The organism is Cyclobacterium sp. 10D3-21, assembly GCF_055809755.1.
The window spans coordinates 4418588-4440054 of sequence record NZ_CM147924.1 but is presented as its reverse complement, the minus strand read 5'-3'; the positions used below and the strand labels follow the sequence as shown (position 1 = coordinate 4440054).

Below are 21467 nucleotides of genomic sequence, written 5' to 3'. Positions count from 1 at the left end.
GATAATTTGTAATTCTATATTTATGAGTAGTCCGTTACAATGCGGTAACTAAGGCTTCAGCTCCGCTCAGCCACTATTTCTGTTTCGCCCATCCAGTTGTAATTTGTAATTACACCTTCTTATCTTTTGGAATTTGTAATTCCATTACCAATTGATAACTGGTTACGATCCGAATACTAAGACTTCGACTCCGCTCATTCTCTGGTTCGTTTTCTCTTTGCCGTTAATCATTGCTTATAAGCGGAATGGTTGGATATTAGGAAAGCGGACAATCCTAGCGCTGAAATTAGCAGAGCAGGAAAACCAAATATGATCAGGAAAAAAAGTGAAAAGAAACTTATGACTGTATTTCTGGGCAAGTAGACACCTGCTGTTTTAGCATTGATCAATGCATATAATCCAAGGTTCAAGGAAATGAGCAGTAATAACAATGAAAGAGCCAGCTTAGTGTCTGGGAGGTCTGGAAAATGAATCAACAAATACAAAAGTTCAGGAGCGAGAATTTGAAGGGTACTGTAAAAGTGAAGCCAGGCCTTTCGAAGGAAAGGACGAGGTAGATTAAGAAAATAGGCTAATTTCCCTTGTTCAAATTCTTTTTTCTCCAACCAAATGGGGAAGTTGATAACTACTGCACAGAGCATTCCAAATTGTAACCACCTTTCATCGTAGGTATCTGTTGTATAGGAATAAAAGAATAATTGAAGTAAAATCAATTGGAAGATCTTGGATGCCAACAGGAGAAGAGGTCTGTGTTCTTTTAGATGTACGATCAACCAGTAAGTTCTTTTTAGAGGGATGGATTTTAGACCAAAAGGCTTTAATTGAATAAATTTTTGATCGGGTAATGGCCGAGAAAGCATGGAAAACAATAAGTTTTTATGGGCGAAAAACATAACACCTAGCAAAAACCAGAGGATAAAAGGTTGAAACCAATAGCCATTTACTATGGCCAGATAAGTTAAAAAGGAGGCATAAAAAAGTAGTAACAAGTGGTTGTAAACCCAGACGCGCAATTGATACCTGGAAAAATCTTTGGCATTAAAAAGTGCTAACTGGTGAAATACCCGGTATTTAAGCCCTTGGATTAATTTTATGTGGAAGCGGTATTGGAGCCAGCCATAGCTTAAAAATAAAAAAAGCAAGGCAGCGAAAGCAATAGGGTTTTGTAATATCCTTTCACCAATCTTGATGTGCTGAGGCGCTTCCATTAAAAGGCCCAATACAATAAAAACAACTACAAAAAAGCCAAAAAAAGCCTTGTAAAATGGGCTGACAAAAGCTTTTACAAATAAATTTTTCATAGGAGCTATAGAATCCTTCCCTTAGAAATGGTATGTACAGAGTCAAATGAGATCAAATTGATAAATTCCGTTTGATGGGAGGAAATCAAAAAATTAACACCCTTTGACATTCCAAGCTTTACCAAATCGATTAGGTTTTCCTGAGAGGCCCTGTCAATGGTAGTGAATGGTTCATCGAGGATGATCAACTTTGGATTGCCTAAAAATGCCAACAGTAAAGACGCCTTTTTAAGCATCCCTGATGAATAGGTTGCGACAGGGTTTACCATAAAGTCGGATACGCCAAAGGTCGATTTCAAATATTCAATTTGATCTCTTGAAGCTTTTTTTGCTTTGGCAACAAACAAGATGAGCTCATTCAAACTCAGAAATTCGGGGTAAATAGGTTCTGCTTCAGCATAATTGACTTTTCTCCTGAATGTCAAGGGATCTTTTTTAAGGTCTATTTTTTCTAATAGTATTTTCCCTTGAAAGGTTTGAATGCCTGCTATTGCTTTAAAAAGCGTGGATTTACCGGCCCCATTTTCACCTTGGATCAAATGAATTCCTTCTTCCAGAAATAGGGAATCAATTTCTAATTGAAATCCAGTTGGGTATTTTTTTAAGAAGTGTTGAATCTCAAGCATTTTGTGAATATAATTTAAATATACTTTGTGCCAATTGTCTTAAAGTGTAATATTTTAATAGATTAACTTTTACTTAATAAAGCATTTGTAATCAGGTGGTTATCTGGTATTTCTAATATAGCCAAAAGGCTGGGATTCAGATGTACACTATATAGAAACGATACAATTTTGGCAGTGTTGTAATTTTTATTTCATCGGTCCTGACAAAACCTTGACCCAAGCTAACTACCCGACTTTGACTATCAGTGGCCTCGAATGTGTGATAAATTTTGAGTAAGCAATTGATTATAATTAAAGCAAAAAAGTAGGAGATGGTTAAACGACTCCTAGTATAAATAAATTAATCTACGATGGTATCGTAATAAAATGATTAGGCCGTAGGTTTTCTGGTTTTTGAAGATTATATTTGAATTATGGAAGATTTGATACCACAGGAGGAGCAGGCAATGCGCGTGTTTTGGAAGGTTAAAAGGGGAATTGTCCGAGACATCTTGGATCAACTTCCCGAACCTAAACCACCTTATACCACGTTGGCCTCTACCATTAAGTCATTGGAAAAAAAGGAATACCTTGGGCATAAAACATATGGTAAGACCCATGAGTATTTTGTAAAGATTTTAGAGGCGGAATACAAAAGGAAAAAGTTCAATAACATCATAAAGGATTTTTTTGAAGGCTCGGTCGATAATGTATTGTCTTTTCTGGTAAACGAAAAGAAACTGACAAGCAAAGAATTGGAGGAGGTAAACAAATTGATAGAAAAGGGAGGCAAATTATGAGTCCATTTTGGAATTTTCTGTTGGAAGCAAGTATAGGTTTGGCCTTGGTTTGGATGGTATATAGGCTTTTTCTCAGGAACCTTACTTTTTTCAGATGGAACAGGCTTTTCCTGCTCGCAGGTGTAGTATTGTCCTTGATATTCCCCATACTTGATATTGATCTTTCTTTCCAAAATACAGTTCCTGTACAAGAATTTATTATTTCTATAAATCCAGTTGAAAGCATTGAACATGTATCCAATGCTTTACCAACCACTTCACTATTTGAGCTAATCGGATACCTTTATTTAAGTGTAGCCGTGTCAAAACTTTTAATTTTTTGGGTGGGTACTTTATTGGTATTCAGAAAGATTAAAAGTGCTACAGTTCAATCATTTAATGGTATAAAGGTTTATATCCGTCCAGATTTTAAACCCTCCTCTATTTTCAATAAGATTCTGATGCCCGAGTTTGACTATAAAAGCAATGCGCATCTACAAATTCTTCTGCATGAATCAGAACATGTTCGTCAGGGACATTCCTGGGATCTTCTCTTCCTACATTTTGTGAAATCCCTCCTGTGGATTAATCCTTTTGTATACTTGATTGAACGTGCTTTAAGAGAGGTTCACGAATACCAGGCAGATAATAAAGTGATCCAGGATTTAGGCGTAAAAGCTTATTGTAGGCTTTTGGTCAATAATTTAGCTAAATATCAACTCAACCCACTGTTTCATGGGTTTAATCAATTTCAAATCAAAAACAGAATTGTCATGATGAACAAACGAAAATCGACAAATGTAGAAAAGTGGAAGTATTTTATTGGACTACCGTTATTGGTAATCATGCTTGGCATAATGTCCTGTAATAAGGCAGCACCTATAGAAAAGGTTATGGGGTTCCGATCAGATTTTGAATTCAAGTTGAGTGAAGGTCAAAATATAAATGACTTGATTGAAGGAGATACCATTCGCTTTATGGAAAGCAAACTTATAATGAATGAAGACAATACCTATCATTTTATTGATCCAAATGGTGCAACTAAGGAGGAAGGGAAATGGAATATAAATGGCAATAAATTGACCATTATTAGTTATGATGGGAATGCGACGGAATACGATATATGGGAAGGTGAAAAATGGAGCGATGGGTTGCCCAGTGATAATAATGATGCGGATATTAAGGTAGCTGGGAAACCGAAAATAGATGCGATCCAACAGTATCTTGGTGTTTCATGGAGAAAGGATAAAGAAGGAGCCTGTTGACCAATTTGAAGGCTAAAAAAATTTGAAACCTTCTACGATCTGATCGTAGAAGGTTTTGTTTTTTTGTCAATGTAGAAATTGATGCTCACCATTCAAAATTTACCTGAGACCATGAGGTCATCAATAAAGATGAGGAATTGCACCTTCCTATTTTGTGGATTCATAATGGTATGGATAAATAACGCTACAGAGCGTCTATTTCTTATTTCAGCTTTGATTACTATTTGGGAATTTCCATATTTTCAGGGCATTTTTCCCAAGAAGTAATTCTCTGTCATGTTCGCTGTAAAAGGAGCAGTATTTGTCCACAAATTCCAATTCCTGATCCATTGGCAATTCCCACCTTGGGAAGGGATAGCCTGTGCCCCAAATAAGTTGGTCGGGACCAAATTCTTCGTAGATGGCCTTGTAAAATGGTAGGGTATCCTCATACGGATATTTTTTTATTTCTGACATTTCATAAGGTTCAGAATTGCTTATCCAAACCTGTGGAAAACGTTTTAATGCGAACATTTTTCTAAACTCTTCCCAACAATCCGCAGCTTTCAGGTCTGGTTTCCCCGCATGGTCAATTACAATTTTTACTCCTGGAAACCTTTCCGCCATGTCTTCCAACATTGGCATTTGATGGGGGAGAATGTAATAGTTGAACACCACACCCAACTTTTCTGCTTCTTTCCATAATGGATAATGCTCAGGTGAATTCAGCCAGGTTGATTTTGGATCATAAATGGGACTGAACCGCATTCCCTGAAATCCATGTTCCTTAACCCAATACTTTAAATTTTCCAAAATTTTAGGGTCTTCGGGATTAAGTAAACCATGCGCTACAAAATGGTTAGGATAGGTTTTTAGGCAGTTGGCCATATAGGAATTGTCCCAGCCATAATAACGAGGGTTTATTAAAACGCCATAGCGAAGCCCAAAGTCCGCCATTTGTTTTATCTGATTTTCTATAGGTGCTTCTATGGATACTTTTAAGTTGGGATTTTCAGGATGCTTAAAGGGGAATCGCTCATCAAAATTCCAGGTTTCTACGTGGGTATCGATGATTAAACGATTTTTTTGCGCTTTATCCAGATTTGGAGGCAATAGTGTTTCATTAAACCCCATATTTCCCATTAATGGCAAAAGCGCAAGTTTTTTAATCAAATCCCTTCTTTGCATAGTTGCTGGTGTCAGTGTAAATTAATATTGAATTATAGGATATTTTTACATAAATACAAAGAAAGTGAGATAACACGTTTGTTTTTACACTAGAAATATGGAAGTAATTGTATAAGTGGTGTATTGATGTCGTTAAATAATCCTACTACTTCGTTTTGAGGCCGTTTCTGGACCCTAATGTTCCTGTGTTGGAGTAATTTGAAATTTTATATTTAATGGTTAACCATTTAGGATTCAGAAACTAAGGCTTCGGCTCCGATCCACCAGTACTTCTATACTTAATGATTATCGATCTCCGCTCAGGCAGCGTTTCTAAACCGCCAATGTTTCTAATCTCCCTTTTGTTGTATTTCGCAATTACACCTTCATATCCCTTAGAAATTTGGCAATCATTCTTAAAATAGATTTCGGATTTTTTGAGTCAAAAAATTATTTGAAAGAGTGTGTTTTTTTAAAATTCAAAATTAACCATTGATTTTATCAGGAAATTTAATCTTATAAGGGCCATTTCCCGTTTAATCAATTACAATTCCACTTATATAAAATTAACTAAAAATTATGTTGATTTTTGTATATTTGTATGCCATCCTTTAGATTTAATTATAGATTATTACAACTAATTCTAAGTTATTATGAATAAAATTGTATTATTTATTTTTATTCTTTTCTTTATACACGGAAATTTAAGATCGCAAAATAATCTTAGGGGGAAAGTGCAGGATAAAGAGACGAGTGAAACATTACCAGGGGCTTATGTTTTCGTGAAAAATACAGCTGGAGACACTTTGGCCAATACTTTCACAGATGATAAAGGACATTTTCATTTTGCCAAACCCAAAGTTTCATCCTTTGTGCTAACTATCAGCTTTATTGGATTTGAAGATTTTGAAAAGGCAATAGCGACACCATCAGGTAGCGATTTAGGGACATTTGAGATGGTTGAAGAGGGCAGTTTGTTGGAGACTTATGAAATTGAAGCAGCTACGCTAGCAGGGGAAATGAAAGGAGATACTGTCTCTTTAAATGCAAATGCATTTAAAACCAGACCTCAGGCTAGTGCTGGGGAGTTGATCCGGAAAATGCCGGGTGTAGTGATGCAGGGGAATACAATTGAAGTCCAGGGGGAAACAGTAGGGCAGGTTTTAGTGGATGGGGAGCCTTTCTTTGGAGATGATCCAGCCATGGCCATGCAAAACCTTCCTGTTGAAATCATCGATAGAATAGAATTTTTAGATCAACTTAGTGTTCAGTCCCAATTGACAGGCTTTGATGATGGCGAAACCATAAAAACCATCAATATCATTACCAAAAAAGAAAAAAGAGGAGGGGAATTTGGAAGAATGTTTGCGGGCTATGGCTCAGATAATAATTATTTGGTAGGAGGGAGTGTTAATTTTTTCAATGGTGCGCAGCGACTGACCATTTTAGGGCTAAGTAACAATATCAATCAACAAAATTTCTCAGCGGATGACCTCACAGGTGCATTTGGTGGAGGCGATGATAGAAGAGGTGGCAGAGGAAGGAATAGCAATCCCCTTACCACAGGTGAACAACCAGGTGTTACCAATACCAATGCCGTGGGAATTAACTTCACCGATAAGTTTGACGAGGGTAAAGCGAAAATTACAGGGAGCTATTTTTTCAATGAAAGCACAAATTTCCTGAATCAAAACTCATCACGTGAATACATTCTTTCCAGCGATAGTCTACAACTATACGATGAAATTAGAAATGACAAAAATTATAACCAAAATCATCGTTTAGACCTAAGGCTGGATTATGATATATCTGAAAAACATGCCATCATATGGAGGCCCAGGTTGAGATATGAAAAGGGATCGGCCAACAGCAGGTTAAGTGCTCAAAATCTTTTTACCCCTAGTACCCCCATTAATGAAACGCAAAATATCACCAACTCAACGAATGAATCTTTCAGCTTTTTAAATGACTTCATTTACCGGTACAAATTCAATAAAGAGGGGAGAACGTTGTCTACCCAATTCGATACTCGTTTGAGCGATTCCAATAGTAATTCCAGATTGGTTTCTGTAAACAGGGATTTTCAGACAAATAATTTGGACAGTCTAATCCAAAATTCCCTAAGCAACGCAAATTCCTTCAATTATGAATTAGAAGTTGAATATACTGAGCCTATTGGAGATCACTCTCAACTAAGAGTGGAATATGAAGTTGGGAATGATATTGGAACGACGAAACAGGAGGTAGCACAAAGAGAAATGGAGTCCAATCTATTTGAATTGGATTCTACCTTAACCAATGAATTTGAAAACACTTATCTACAGCATGAAGTAGGATTAGGGTATAGTTACAATAAAGATAAAATAAGGGTTTATTCTTCATTTGATTATCAGGTATCTATTTTAGACAGTGATCGCCTATTTCCTGGGTTTGAAAACACCAATCGAACCTTTAAAAATTTTGTTCCAAGAATGGTTTTCATGTATGACGTGAATGAAAATACCAATATTAGAGTTTATTATCGGGGTGATACTGATGCGCCTTCAGTAAGACAGTTACAAGATGTAATAGACAACAGCAACCCCATTCAAATTTCAATTGGTAATCCAGACTTAGAGCAAGAATATGAGCACAGATTGTATACAAGGATTAGAAATGTAGACCCAGAAACGTCCAGATCATTTTTTATGTACATGGGGGGATCAGTGAGGTCTAACTACCTGGGAAATGCAACTTATATTGCCACTAAGGATACCTTAATTCAAGGGGATGTGTTGCTAAGGCAAGGTGGGCAATTAAGTAGACCTGAAAACCTTGATAAATATTGGGACCTTCGCAGTTATTTTTCATTTGGATTCCCTCTGAAATTTATCAAAAGCAACCTCGATCTGAGTGCCAGAGCAAACTTCAGCAATCAGCCTGGAATAATTAACGGGCAGACCAATTTTAATAGAAATATTGGTCTGGGGCCGGGAGTTGGTATCAGTAGTAATTTAGGAGAAGATTTAGATTTTAATATTTCTACCAGAGGAAATTACAATATAGTGAGAAGTAGCTTGCAAGAAAGCCTGGATAACAACTATTATACGCAAAGTACAAGTCTGGATCTATACTGGAATTTTGCCTGGGGATTTTTTGTAAGCACCAATGTAAACAACCAGTGGTATACCGGTTTGGGAGAAGATTTTGACCAATCAGTTTGGTTGATGAATGCCGATTTGGGATACAGGTTTCCACCTAGTCAGAAGTTCGAATTAAAAATGACAGTTTTTGATTTGTTAAACCAAAACACGAGTATCAACAGGAATGTTACGGATGTCTACATTGAAAATGAGAGAACTCAGGTATTGCAGCAATTTTTCATGTTGTCATTGACTTATAATTTAAGAAGTTTTGGTCAAGGAGCTATGCCTTAAACCGGTCCAAGTGGTATTTAACAATTCGCTATCTGAGAATTTGCTCAGATAGGGTTTGCCTTATGATACTGATGGTCCTATTATTTCCGATCAAGCAATATTTATTTGATTTATTTTTAAATTACTCTATTCCTAACCGAAAGAACGCCATTTCATCTTCTATATTTTCAAATATCCAGATCTTCCCATCTTTGACAAAATGTTTTTTTGGTGGGGCATTTAGTTGGGGGACCAATGATTCGGCCAGTATATTCAAGTCTTCATCAAAAATATTAAGGTAAACATCTGCTCCAGTAGCAATGTATCTACCACTCTTGGTTTTTTCCTCTCCAAACTGTTGTTTGTTAGAGAATCGATAAAACCTTTTTTGTGTTTCATCCCAAATCAGTTTTCCATAATTAATCTCCTCCATCGAATTTCTCATTACCTCTTCTCTTTCGCCCGAAGAATAATCAACCTGTTTGGGAGGAATGTAATTTTTTTTGGCTCCTAAAATCGGCGTATTCCAGCTTTTTACATAAGTACTGTCTTTGTTTGTGTCATAAATTACCGCCTCATTAAAAGAATTGTTGGTTAGGATAATTTTACCAATTGTGGAGATGGTGTAAACTGCTGCCCCATAGCTCCCGACGGATGCTCCATCCAGTAAAATAGTTGTATTGTACTCCTGAAGTTTATTTATCTCAGGCAAGTCCGTTTTTTTAAATTCTTTGCTTTTCAGATCAAAGTCTAAAATGAAATAGCCATTTTCTTTCCAATTTATAAAAACTCCCAAAAGCCGATCAGGCTGTTGAGGATCCCCAAACAACATTTTTGGATAGAAATCTGAACCAGACAGGTAATCGACAGCTATTTTTTCCAGTTCTAAATCTCTTACTTTTTTGGCATTTTGATCAAATAGGGAGTAAAATTGATAAGACCATACCATTAGCTGCTCTTCAAGGTCTAAGCTGAAACCTGAAAAATAGACAGGTATTCCATTCGGTCCTTCCTTTTCAAAAGGTATCCGTTTTTCAAGTTTTAATTCATCCAGGTTGATACGCTCTGCGATAACATCCTTACGATTAAAATTGATCAGGTAGCTCTTGTCTGCTGAAAGATCCGTAAGGTATAAATTGTCTTGTAGATAAAGAATTTCATCTCCTGGATCAACATAAACGGTGTCCATGGAAAAACTAAGCTGATCTGAAAATTCATTTTCTTGTTCGGTTTTCTTGCTACAGGAGCTGAAGAAGGTGACAAAAGCAATCCCAACAAACAATAAACGCATAGAAAAGAATTTTAAGTGAATAGCGTAGGAAGTTAAATAATTCTAATCAAACCGTCTAATTTAGTTATAATATACTTACTAATAAATTAAAAATAGGCCTCTACTTTGTAGTTGGAGTTCTGTCATCAATTCTATGGCCTCGATTCCACGAAATCACCATTGATTCGTTGATTAGTATAGGTTTAGGGTGTTTTATATTAGCAAATTTGCTGTGTAAAAAGTAAAACAAAGGCCTAAGGACAGATTTATTATTATTTAACTTTTCTTCAAAAGCTGTGAATTCCTTGCTTTGATTTGAGCCATTTCGGAATCATGCCTATGTTGATCATAGGTTTTTAGGTTAAATTCTTTCAGAATATCTGCAATGAGGACGTCTGGGGAAAGACTCTCAATGACGGACCACTCCTCCTCATGAAAATTAGTGATTCGAATTTTCCGGCCATATTTTTCCTTGATTTGATCAAAATGCCGCACAAAGGGCCAGGTATGTAAAAATGCTTTCTCAAGGTTCACAGGGGCACAATACCAATTTTTCTCCCAAAATCCCGTTTGTGCCAGTTCACTGCCAGTAATGTCCCAGAGTTTGGCGCTTCCTTTTCGTGTGCTGGTGGCAAGCACATATCGATGTTGTAAGGCCTTTGCCTGAAGGCTCTGACCACCTCCATAGGCGGATGGCCAAAAAACAATTTCAGCTTCTTTGTCTTTCAGTTTTTGCCAGCCATCTTCCCACATCACATCAAAGCAGATCTGCATACCTACTTTCCCAAAATCCGTTTGGAACACAGGAGCATCAAGTGGACCAGGGGTAAGTCCATTATTTATTTCCTCTTCTGTTATGTGAATCTTTCGGTACTCCCCAACGCGAGCCCCTTCTCTGTCCAATAAGACTGCTGAATTAAATATTCTGCCCTTTTCCTCTGTGTTTACTGCAACTACCAAGTAACAATTGTTTTCTTTGGCAAAATAAGCCATCCTACTTAATACGGTATTGGAAATGGCTAGTTTTTCTAATAGGGAATATTTTTTTGTTAGGTTGGCGGTATGGAAAACCTCGGGTAAACAAATAATGTCTGGTTGATATACCATGACCTTGTCCATTAAGGAGAAAACCCGGTCTAACATGCCTTCAGTTGTGTCCGCATAAACACCTTCTTGGGAAATGCCGGCTACCCAGACTTCTCGTGGTAGTTTTCCGGGAATGCTTGAGTTGGGAAGCGGTTGACTATTGGCTGACAAAATACCCAAGGAGGAGATGCCGGAAGTCAATGCTGCGGTCTTTAAAAATTTTCTACGGGGATTAGTGTTTTTATCCATGGGAATGGCAAATTGATTAAGTTTTGAGTTTCCGAATTGAGCATTCATCTCTGAGATAGTAATTTACCAAAGCTTTTCAAACCTTTGAAGAAAAGTACAAAGTTTTTTTTATGCAAGAGGAGGCCTAATTAGGGGATTGTTAGTTGACATTGGCTACGCTATCTTTCCTTGGTAAAGGATTGCTTAATACCCATTTGGCCATCGATTCAACTTCGATAAATCTAGCCGTTGATTATTGATGATTTTAACGTATATTCCAATTATAAATTGGTGTGGGTGCGTGAATTATGAATGACCCCAAGCCAATTCAAATGGACATTGCTGTCTCTTTAGGAGAAGGTGTCATTTATCCATCAACGTTTGGTAAATCTGAATGAGTGAAAATTCTAAAAAAATTAAAGCATGCGTATATTGATTTTTTCTACATTGTATTCTAAAAACATACTCAGAAAATCAACGGTTTTTTTATCATCTCGAGTAAATCATTTCAGTAGGCAATGCTTGTGTTTCCTTGGATTCCTGCTTCTTAGTAGCTTTGTTTTGCAAGCCAATACGGTGTTCCTTAAAAAACCATTGAGAGTTGAGGCACTTTTACAAGTAGGCGCTGCATCTTTGAAGATTACTCCTCCAGTTGGGAGTGTTATGGGAAATTCCTATGGGCTCAGTATATCAGAAGGTGTCCATGATGATATTTTTGCAAAAGCTTTGGTTTTTGATGTCGACGGGGTAAAGGGGGCATTTATAGCTTTGGATCTTATTAGCTTACCTTATGGGTTAGTGGTTCAAACCAGGGAATTGATAGCCAATAAAACAGAAATTCCTGCGGATAACGTTATTTTGACGGCTACCCATTGTCATGCAGGACCACAGATGAATCCACGATTTTTGAAAAACATAGGTGGGGAAGCAGAAAAAAAGAGTCTGGAATACCTAGAAAAACTTCCGGGAAAATTGTTAAAAGCCATTCAAATGGCAGAGGCATCTCTACAACCTGCAAAGGCTTCTATCGGAAATTTTCATGAAGAGAAAGTCAATTTTAACCGCCGCTATTTAATGAAAGATGGGAGCTTTAGGACCAATCCGGGACGCCTAAATCCACTCATCAAACGCGCAATGGGCCCTGTAGATCCAAAGGGGTCGGTGGTGCTTTTTGAGACGATGGATGACAGCCCGTTAGCGGTATTGGTGAATTTTGCCTTACATCCGGCGATTGTGGGAGGAAACCAATTTTCTGCTGATTTTCCAGGGGTTGTCTCTCAACTGATGGAGAAGGCGTATGGAGAGGAATTGGTGACGGTGTATACCAATGGGAATTCTGGGAATATCAACCATATTGATGTGAAAAACAATTCTTCACTAAGTCAATACGAAGAATCCGCTCGAATTGGAACTATCCTGGCAGCTGATGTGCTGAAAGCACTGTCCTCGCTTCGTCCGCTTGAAATCAATTCCCTTCAAGTTGCCAAAATGAAAGTAGCATTACCCATACCCAATATAGCGCAACAGAAAGTGGTATGGGCAGAGGGAATTTTGGACAGGTTTGGTAAATCAGATCCTCCAAACTTCGCAGATGTAGTGGAGGCATGGAGAATTCTTGATTTAAAGAAAGGCAATACGGTAGAGGAGGCCAGGCAACAGTATACCACAACAGTGCCTTTGACAAAGAATGGAGAGGCAATTATAAGCGAGGTACAAGTCATGGGTTTAGGTACTGAGCTTGCATTGGTTGGTTTTCCGGGAGATGCCTTTGTGGAACTGAGTTTGGCCATTAGGCTTAAATCACCATATACCAACATTATTGTTTGCGAGCAATCCGGCAATGGAAACATCAGCTATGTTCCTGATAGAAAAGCCTTTTTGGAAGGTGGATATGAAGTAAACAGTGCTCGTTTTTCTCCTGGAGGGGGAGAGCTTTTGGTGGAAGCAGTTCAAAAGCTCTTAATCGATTTATTTTATGATTGATCTATCTAGAAACCAAGACCAATATAAATTGTATTCCCAGAAATTACGGCCAATAGCTAACAATTTGAAACCGTGGGCTTCGGTTCCGCTGACTTCGGCTCCGCTCTGCCACCGTTTTAAGCCCGTTCAGGAGTGATTTTCAATTACACTTCCAATCCCATGGAAATTACAATTTCATTAAAAATGTACTCCGTTTACAATTACTAAACAAGACTTCGGCGCTGCTAAGTAGCAAATTGACAGAGGATTTTTGGTGAATTTAATGTATCTTCAAATTGAAAAATATGCTTTCCTCGGCTGTGGGACTTCTCATAGAGCTATGAGATGATTTTTCATTTCGCAAAATTGGTTTTAAACAATTCATTGATTATGGTAAATATTGCACTTCGCTTGTTTGGTTCATTAGGTGTTTTCCTAATTGTTATTGTTTTAAATTCTTGTAAGCAAGACAACCTACAGGAGGAAGTGTCATTGTTTAATGGACATGACCTAAGCAATTGGAGCTCATCTGATATGAGTTATTGGTCTGTTTCAGATAGTTCCATTGTAGGAGGGGAGGGCAAAGACTCAATTGTACACAATCAATTTATTTGGCACAAAGAAAAAGTGAAGGATTTCTATTTGAAAGTGTTGGTAAAAATGGTGCCAAATACCACCAACGCTGGCATTCAGTTTCGCTCACAAAAGATGGGTGAGGAAGCATTGGGATACCAGGCCGATATCGGTCAAGGAGTATGGGGGAGGTTGTACCATGAAAGTGGTAGGGAGAAATTACACTGGGAAGGAAAAGGTGAGGCAGCAGTTAAGAAAAACGAATGGAACACCTATGAAATTTTGGCTGTAGGTAATAATATTTGGACCGCTATCAATGGTACCCTATCCGTAGCTTATCAAGAGCCCACTGGCGAATTAGAAGGATACTTGGCTTTACAAGTTCATGCCGGTCCCTCTCAGGTAGTGAAATATAGACCCATAAAACTACTACATAACCCTGAAGTGAAGTTAGGTAAATATAGCGAGTCAGAACTAATGGAGGCATTGATAATATCCAATGGGAGCCCTTATCTGGGGGAGTAATCACTAAATCCTTTTATCCATCTTTATTGTTCGCTAAAAGTATTATTTGTGATATTCTGGTTATGATTTGGCTTTAATCAGCTACGAATTCGATAACCTTCAGCCTTTTCTAGGTGTAATTTGCCATTTCTTTATACAAGTTTTTTTGTTTACAATTCTATACCGTTGACTTCGGCGCAGCACGCAGCTTCCAATTCGATACTGCTCAGTCCACATTATATCCCTAATTGAAGCATTTTCAACAGCCTTCAATCAATAAGCAATAAAATCCACAAGTAAGTTGGAAAGGACCGCATAATGATGCCACCAAAATTATGGATAGCATTGTACAGTCCTTTTATACCCTGGCTTGGAAGGCCATCGTGACCCTGAAGAGTCAATTTTTCTTGGTAGGGTTGAATTTTAATACCCTTAATTTCCTGATGCATTGCTAATTTAATATCCAGAACATAGGGTATTTAAAATAATGCTATTTAATTACTGTATTTTTTTATTTATCTGTAAATTTTATAAAAAAATCGTCGAATATGGATAGATTTTTAAGTTTGGGGACTTATGTTGTTAAGTTTTACCAAACATGGATACATTCAATTACACCATAGAAGATTTTGTATTAGACCCATCATTTAATAAATGGGTGATGTACCCTACTGCTTCAACCAATTTATTGTGGGAAAAGATTTTGAACGAAAACCCATCCAAACTAAAGGAAGCTAAAAAAGCCAGCAGGATCATCCTTCAATTGAATATTCTAAATGAAGCCATACCTACTGAAAATGAATTGTCGGTCAAGTGGAAAAATTTGGAAACTAAATTGTCAAAAAAGATGCAAAAGGATTTGGACATTGAGGATAAGAAAATGGTTCCTTTGCACAATTTCCGCACTTTTAAAGGAGTTATCGCTCCAAAAACAAGCCGCTTAAAATCCTTAAAATATCTCAATGTCAGTGTGGCCGGTATTTTTACCTTGGCCATTGTAATGGGTTATTTTTCGAATTGGTTGTTTTCAGATTTGGAAATGTTGGAAGAAGTGAACCCAGAGATGGTCTTTGTAGGAAACTCATCCATTCCGATGGTGAAGTCCTACCTTACCCTAAACGATTACACTCAACTGATCCTTAATTCAACAAGTAATTTAAAATACAACAACAATTTCAATAAGGATAAAAGTGAAGCTTTTTTAGCTAGAGGGGCTTTATTCAACATTAAAGAAAAGCCCAAAATACCAGTTAATGTAAATTCTCAGGAAACGACCTCCACGGCTTTGGGTACCAGCTTTAATGTGCGGGCCTATTCAGGTGAACCCATTGATATTTCTTTGTTGACGGGGAAGGTAACCGTGAGCAGAGATGGCACTGATGAGGAGCCTCTTGCCTTATCCCCTGGGGAATCTGTGGAGGTAAATAATGAAAAGGATGTGTTATTAAAATCCTCTTTTGACCGGGATTTGGTGATAGGATGGACGAAGGAATGGATTGTATTTCAAAATACCCCTTTATTAGAAGCGATTAGAGTACTTGAAAACTGGTATGGGGTTCACATTCAGGTTGAAAATAAACCTATCAATCAAGTATTGCTGTCAGGGAAATTTCATGATGAAACCTTGGAAAACATATTATATCAATTGAAAATTTCTACAAATTTTGAATTTAAAATTGACAAGGACATTGTAACAATTCTCTTTAATGACCAATAAAAGATAGCCTATGATAAAATCCAAGTGTATGACCAAATTAAGGAATAGCCAAGGGAAAAGGTGATGTTATCACTATCCGATTTTGTCGGAAAATTCTAATGCATTATCCGAATTTAATTGAAACTGAGGATGCGCCAACATCCTCCGCCAATCATTCTCCGGAATGCCTTACTCTGTAAATTCTGGGGCATGTTCATCAAAACACATTCAGAATAGTTTTAAAAACAAACAAAGTAAACGTATGAAAAATCTTGTACTAACCCATGTAATTCGCATGACCAAGCTATTTACTTACGCATTTCTGGTTCAACTTCTAACCATGAGCTTTTTATTCGCATGGAATGGAAATGCCCAAATCTTGGACATTGAAGAAGCAATGATTACGGTATCCTTTGAGGATACAAAAATTGAAAAAGCATTTTCCAGCATTGAGAAAATGACCGAATACAGCTTTGTCTATACAGATAAAGCGTTGCTTGGAGCGCCCTTTGTATCAGCCGTGAGTGAGGAGCAAAGTGTATTTGAACTATTAAAGAAGATCGGCCTACAGACAGGTCTTAATTTTAAACAGGTAAATCAAAATATTCATGTCAGAAATGTCGAAGAAAGGGATCATTGGGCTCCGCAGGAATTGCAGGAAACCATGGCTGACATTAGGGTTTCTGGGACCGTTACAGATGAAAATGGTGACCCCATACCTGGTGCGACCGTTTCTGTTCCAGGTACAGCTATAGGTACAGCGACGGATTTGGATGGGAAGTATGCCTTGACTGTTGCTGAAGATGCTTCATTGGTGTTTTCATTTATTGGTTTTGAACCACAAACCATCAAAGTAGGAACACAAAGTGTAATTGATGTAATATTAGTGGAAGACATTTCATCATTGGATGAAGTGATAGTGGTAGGTTATGGGGTACAGAAAAAGATGAACCTTACTGGATCGGTAGATCAGGTAACCAGTGAGGCATTGGAGGGTAGAAATGTGGGTAATCTTACGCAGAGCTTGCAAGGACTTATGCCCAATGTGAACATTACTCCCCTGGATGGAAAACCTATCCAGTCTCCCACGATCAATATCAGAGGTGCGGGCTCTATAGGGCAAGGTGGAAACGCACTGGTTTTGATTGATGGGGTGGAAGGAGATCCGAGCATGGTGAATCCTAATGATGTAGAAAGTGTATCAGTGCTTAAAGATGCTGCTTCAGCGGCAATTTATGGAGCTAGGGGAGTTTTTGGTGTGGTCCTTATCACTACTAAAACACCTAAAAAGGATGTGGTTACCGTAACTTACTCAGGTAACTACGGAATCAAAAGTCCCGTGGTACGGCCGGATTTTGTTACGGATGGTTACACTTTTGGCAAAATGTTCAATGATATATTTTTTGCCAGAGATGGTCTATATCCACAGAACATTAATAAAACACAGACGTTTTCGCAGGAATATTTGGCGGAATTAAAAAGAAGGTCTGAAGATCCAAGTCTGCCAAAAACAGATCTGGATGAAAATGGGAATTATGTGTACTACCACAATACAGATTGGTATGGACACCTGCTCAAAAACAATTTATCTTCAACTGAACAAAATATATCTGTATCTGGTGGTACCCAAAAATCAAGCTTTATGTTGTCGGGTCGATATTCAGATCAGGGAGGATTGTTTAGGTACAGTACCGACAAATTTAAAATGTACAACCTGCGAGCCAGGGGTAGCATCGAAGTAGCTCCTTGGTTACAGGTAAACAATAATTTTGATTACTCTACCAGGTATTATTTTAACCCATTAAATACAGGCGAGGGAAGCAGTGTTTTCAGAAATATAGCTGATGAGGGACATCCAACCTCTCCAATGTTGAACCCTGATGGTACACTTTCTTATGCTTCTGCCTATACGGTGGGGGACTTTTATTTGGGAAATAATGGCTCGCATCTGGACAGAACAGTAATTCGAAATACCAGCGGGTTTGAAGCAAAATTCCTTGAAAATAAATTACGGGTAATAGGTAATTTTAACTTTCAAAACATTAATTCTGATGAGTTAAGAATTAGAACCCCTGTACCCTACAGCCCAGCTCCTGGTGTAATAGAATATATAGGCACCACGCGAAATGATATTCAGAACACTTTGGACAGGACCAATTTCATTACAGCCAACTTATACAGTGAATATGAAACCAACTTTACTGAAAAAAACTACTTTAAAGCAATGGTTGGCTACAATTATGAACAATCTACTTTTCAAAGGCATCAATATTCGAGAAATGAATTGCTTTTCCCTACAGTAAAGGATGTCAATTTAGCAGTTGGTGACAATGTTCTTGCCTCCGGTGGATACGATAAATGGAGAATTGCAGGTGGATTCTTCAGGTTAAATTACATTTTTGATGACAGGTACTTGCTTGAAGTCAATGGAAGGTATGATGGTTCCTCCAAATTCCCTTCTGGAGAAAGCTTTGCGTTTTTCCCTTCTGTTTCTATGGCTTGGAGGATATCGGAAGAGAAATTTTGGACCGTCCCAGAGCAATTGGTTTCAGATTTGAAATTCAGAGCATCCTTTGGTTCTCTGGGAAATGCCAATATTCGGCCGTATACTTTTCAAGAGCAATTTTCTATAGGTACAGGGATAATACTTGCTGGAGCAAGACCCCGAACCACCAGCATGCCAGCAGTGCTACCGGATGGTTTGACCTGGGAAACAGCAACCACTCGAAACATTGGGGTGGACTTATCAATGATAGATGGTAAACTTAACTTGACAGGGGATGCCTATTTAAGGCACACTTCTGATATGTACACCATAGGAATGACCTTGCCTGCCACTTTCGGTACCACATCCCCAAGGGGGAATTATGCAGACATGAAAACCAAAGGCTGGGAGGCAATTTTATCCTGGCGAGATATGTTTACTGTTGCCGACAAGCCTTTTACCTACAATATTCGCTTCAACATGGCAGATTGGAAAGCTGAGGTAACCAGGTACAATAATCCTGAAAAATTCCTGAATGATTACTATGAAGGTATGATGGTAGGTGAAATTTGGGGTTTTGAGACGGAAGGATATTTTACATCGGAGGAAGATGTATTGAACCATGCCAATCAACAATCAATGTTCACTCCTAGAATTGGGACTTACCAACCTGGAGATATCAAACTTAAGGACCTCAATAATGACGGAATTATTGATTTAGGGAGGAATACTGTTGCAGATCCCGGAGACCGGAAAGTCATCGGAAATTCATCTCCGAGATATAGTTATGGTATGAACCTGAATGTTCAATGGAACAATATCTACTTGTCAGGATTTATCCAAGGGGTAGGCCGCCAGGAATGGTACCCGCATCAAGAGACGGTGAATTTTTGGGGTCAATACAATAGACCTTATGGGGATATCCCAAGCTGGCATTTGAAAGAAGGCATGATTTGGTCCGAAGAGAATCCTGATTCCTTTTTGCCACGGTATGTAACCCGAGGCGGGACGGGTGGTCTGCTAAGACAGGTCCAGTCTAAATACCTTATGGATGCTTCCTATATACGTTTGAGGAATGTACAGCTGGGCTATAATTTGCCAGTCAATTTGATCAGTAGGATCAGTGTTAGCGATGCAAGGGTTTTTGTATCCGGAGAAAACCTTTGGACCTGGTCCCCACTTTACAAGATAGTTTCAAATATAGATGTGGAAAACGCTATAGCCCCCTCTGACCAAATGTATACAAGTGGTAACTCTGGAGATGGCTACAATTACCCTATGTTGAAAAGCGTCACTATTGGCCTTAATGTTACATTTTAATGACCTTCAAATTAAACATTATGAAAACTAATTATATATGGCTATTTGTATTGGGTACGTATTTTCTTACCGGGTGTGACCTGGAAGAACTGCCTCAGGCCACTACGACAAAAAATGAAATTTTCGGTACAGAAACAGGGTTAAATTTATATTCAAATTCCTTTTACGATGCTTTACCTAGCGGAAATGACATTGTAACTGAGGATTATCTCTCCGACATCAATGCTAGGAAGGACCGGATAATATTCCTCACCGAAGGTGCTTTTAATGCCAATAGCACAGAGGAAGGATGGGACTGGGGAGATTTGAGAAATATCAATTTTTTCCTGAGCAATAATACGGATGAAGCAGTGCCACTTCAGGTAAGGCAGCATTACAATGCCCTTGCGAAATTTTGGAGAGCCTGGTTTTATTATGGTAAGGTGAAAAGGTTTGGAGATGTGCCTTGGATTAACAAACCATTGGATGTCTCTGACCCCCAGTTGTATGATGGACGTGATTCCCGAAAACTGGTAATGGATTCAGTGATTTCAGACCTGAATTATGCAATAGCGCATATTAATGGGACCGATGCGAGCAGAACCATGGTAACCAGAGATGTTGCCCTTGCTTTCAAATCCAGAATTTGCCTGTATGAGGGGACTTTTAGAAAATACCATTCTGAATTGGGGCTTACTGAAACAGCAGATGCCTGGCTTTCAGAAGCAGCAAGTGCCGCAAAGGTACTAATGGATGAAAACAATTACAGTATATATTCAGGTGCTGGAACAGCACTTTCCTATAGACAGCTCTTTACAAGTGTTTCTCCTGTTGCTTCTGAAATTATATTTGGACGAGCCTGGGATGTAGGTTTAGGGCTCTTACATGGCGCCAATTGGCATTATACAAGTTCTACCTATGGTGTTCAACTAAGTCCCATAAGAACATTTATACAGACTTATTTAATGATAGATGGGACACCTTTTACGGATATTGATGGACATGAAACCATGGTTTTTTCAGAAGAAGTGAAGAATAGAGACCTGAGATTAAAGCAATCCATAAGGACAGGGGATTATACCCGCATATCCGGAAATGAGCGGGTTTCAGCACTCCCACAGTTTTCCTATACGCTCACAGGATATTATCCGATCAAATGGAGTTTGGATGACATGTATTATGATAGTGATACCAGAAACGACAATTTTGTCTCAATTTTTCGCTTTGGAGAGGTATTGTTGAACTATGCTGAAGCAAAGGCGGAGTTGGGTGCTTTAACTGATGCAGATTGGGCAGAAACGGTAGGGGCTTTGAGGGCTAGAGCAGGAATTACCGGCGGTTTGTCGGCCAAACCTACAGTGGTTGATCCTTATCTTCAATCTACTTTTTTTCCAGATATTTCCGATCCTGTGATATTGGAAATTCGAAGGGAGAGAAGTATTGAATTGTATCTTGAAGTTTCGAGGTTTGACGACATCCGTAGGTGGAAGCGTGGTGAGTTAATGGAAATGCCATGGGATGGTATTTATGTTCCCTCAGCAAACCAGCACATGGATTTAAATGATGATGGAGTATTTGATGTCTATTTCTATTATGGTGATTTACCTCCAGCTGAAGAAAGATTTCCTGGAGTTTCCTATTTGAATATCACAGCTTCTGCTGGCAATCTCCGCACCCTCTCCGATGAGACCTCTGGCGAAATTCTTTGGCTTACCACCCAACCAAGAAAATGGGAGGATAAATTGTATCATTATCCAATTCCGGAAAGACATAGAATATTAAATCCTGAACTCGGCCAAAACCCAGGCTGGTAATCAATGGTAATGGGAGTTAGTTGTGGTATTTTTCACGACTGGCTCCTTTTACATACCTT

General features: G+C 38.3%; 13 protein-coding genes. 8 read left to right on the top strand and 5 right to left on the bottom strand.

Going from position 1 to position 21467, the window contains the following annotated elements; genetic code table 11:
- Positions 1 to 227: 227 nt before the first annotated feature.
- Both AC0L7T_RS17300 and AC0L7T_RS17295 read right to left on the bottom strand, forming a co-directional pair.
- A complete protein-coding gene (locus AC0L7T_RS17300) occupies positions 228 to 1301 on the bottom strand; it encodes a hypothetical protein (RefSeq protein WP_473336954.1) in 1074 nt (357 codons plus the stop codon).
- 5 nt (positions 1302 to 1306) lie between these two features.
- Positions 1307 to 1927, bottom strand: a complete 621-nt coding sequence (locus AC0L7T_RS17295) for an ATP-binding cassette domain-containing protein (RefSeq protein ID WP_473336952.1) — start codon at positions 1925 to 1927, stop codon at positions 1307 to 1309.
- Positions 1928 to 2340: 413 nt separating this feature from the next.
- Here AC0L7T_RS17295 and AC0L7T_RS17290 point away from each other — a divergent pair, with 413 nt between their 5' ends.
- Entirely contained in the window at positions 2341 to 2706 is a 366-nt protein-coding gene (locus tag AC0L7T_RS17290; protein ID WP_473336950.1) for a BlaI/MecI/CopY family transcriptional regulator, read from the top strand.
- Positions 2703 to 3950: a M56 family metallopeptidase gene (locus tag AC0L7T_RS17285; RefSeq protein WP_473336949.1), complete on the top strand. Its 1248-nt coding sequence runs from the start codon at positions 2703 to 2705 to the stop codon at positions 3948 to 3950. The genes AC0L7T_RS17290 and AC0L7T_RS17285 overlap by 4 nt, the downstream gene beginning before the upstream one ends.
- A gap of 207 nt (positions 3951 to 4157) precedes the next feature.
- Here the strand turns inward: AC0L7T_RS17285 and AC0L7T_RS17280 are convergent, their stop codons facing one another.
- Positions 4158 to 5117 (bottom strand): amidohydrolase family protein, encoded by a 960-nt coding sequence (locus AC0L7T_RS17280; RefSeq protein WP_473336947.1) that lies wholly within the window; start codon positions 5115 to 5117, stop codon positions 4158 to 4160.
- 632 nt (positions 5118 to 5749) lie between these two features.
- Between AC0L7T_RS17280 and AC0L7T_RS17275 the strand changes: the two genes are divergently transcribed.
- Entirely contained in the window at positions 5750 to 8512 is a 2763-nt protein-coding gene (locus AC0L7T_RS17275; protein ID WP_473336945.1) for an outer membrane beta-barrel protein, read from the top strand.
- A gap of 121 nt (positions 8513 to 8633) precedes the next feature.
- On the opposite strand, the gene AC0L7T_RS17270 is transcribed toward AC0L7T_RS17275, so the two are convergent.
- Both AC0L7T_RS17270 and AC0L7T_RS17265 read right to left on the bottom strand, forming a co-directional pair.
- A complete protein-coding gene (locus tag AC0L7T_RS17270) occupies positions 8634 to 9782 on the bottom strand; it encodes a DUF4221 family protein (RefSeq protein WP_473336944.1) in 1149 nt (382 codons plus the stop codon).
- 255 nt (positions 9783 to 10037) lie between these two features.
- Positions 10038 to 11144 (bottom strand): carbon-nitrogen hydrolase family protein, encoded by a 1107-nt coding sequence (locus AC0L7T_RS17265; RefSeq protein ID WP_473336942.1) that lies wholly within the window; start codon positions 11142 to 11144, stop codon positions 10038 to 10040.
- Positions 11145 to 11498: 354 nt separating this feature from the next.
- On the opposite strand from AC0L7T_RS17265, the gene AC0L7T_RS17260 reads away from it, so the two are divergent.
- The 5 genes from AC0L7T_RS17260 to AC0L7T_RS17240 all read left to right on the top strand — a co-directional run bounded on the left by AC0L7T_RS17260 (position 11499) and on the right by AC0L7T_RS17240 (position 21408).
- Entirely contained in the window at positions 11499 to 13058 is a 1560-nt protein-coding gene (locus tag AC0L7T_RS17260) for a neutral/alkaline non-lysosomal ceramidase N-terminal domain-containing protein (protein ID WP_473336941.1), read from the top strand.
- A 369-nt stretch (positions 13059 to 13427) separates the two neighbouring features.
- The gene (locus AC0L7T_RS17255) at positions 13428 to 14135 is read left to right on the top strand and encodes a 3-keto-disaccharide hydrolase (protein WP_473336939.1); all 708 of its coding nucleotides are present in this window, start codon (positions 13428 to 13430) and stop codon (positions 14133 to 14135) included.
- 577 nt (positions 14136 to 14712) lie between these two features.
- Positions 14713 to 15831, top strand: a complete 1119-nt coding sequence (locus tag AC0L7T_RS17250; RefSeq protein ID WP_473336938.1) for a FecR family protein — start codon at positions 14713 to 14715, stop codon at positions 15829 to 15831.
- A gap of 241 nt (positions 15832 to 16072) precedes the next feature.
- Entirely contained in the window at positions 16073 to 19615 is a 3543-nt protein-coding gene (locus tag AC0L7T_RS17245) for a SusC/RagA family TonB-linked outer membrane protein (protein ID WP_473336937.1), read from the top strand.
- Positions 19616 to 19635: 20 nt separating this feature from the next.
- Positions 19636 to 21408 (top strand): RagB/SusD family nutrient uptake outer membrane protein, encoded by a 1773-nt coding sequence (locus AC0L7T_RS17240; protein ID WP_473336936.1) that lies wholly within the window; start codon positions 19636 to 19638, stop codon positions 21406 to 21408.
- Positions 21409 to 21467: the final 59 nt, after the last annotated feature.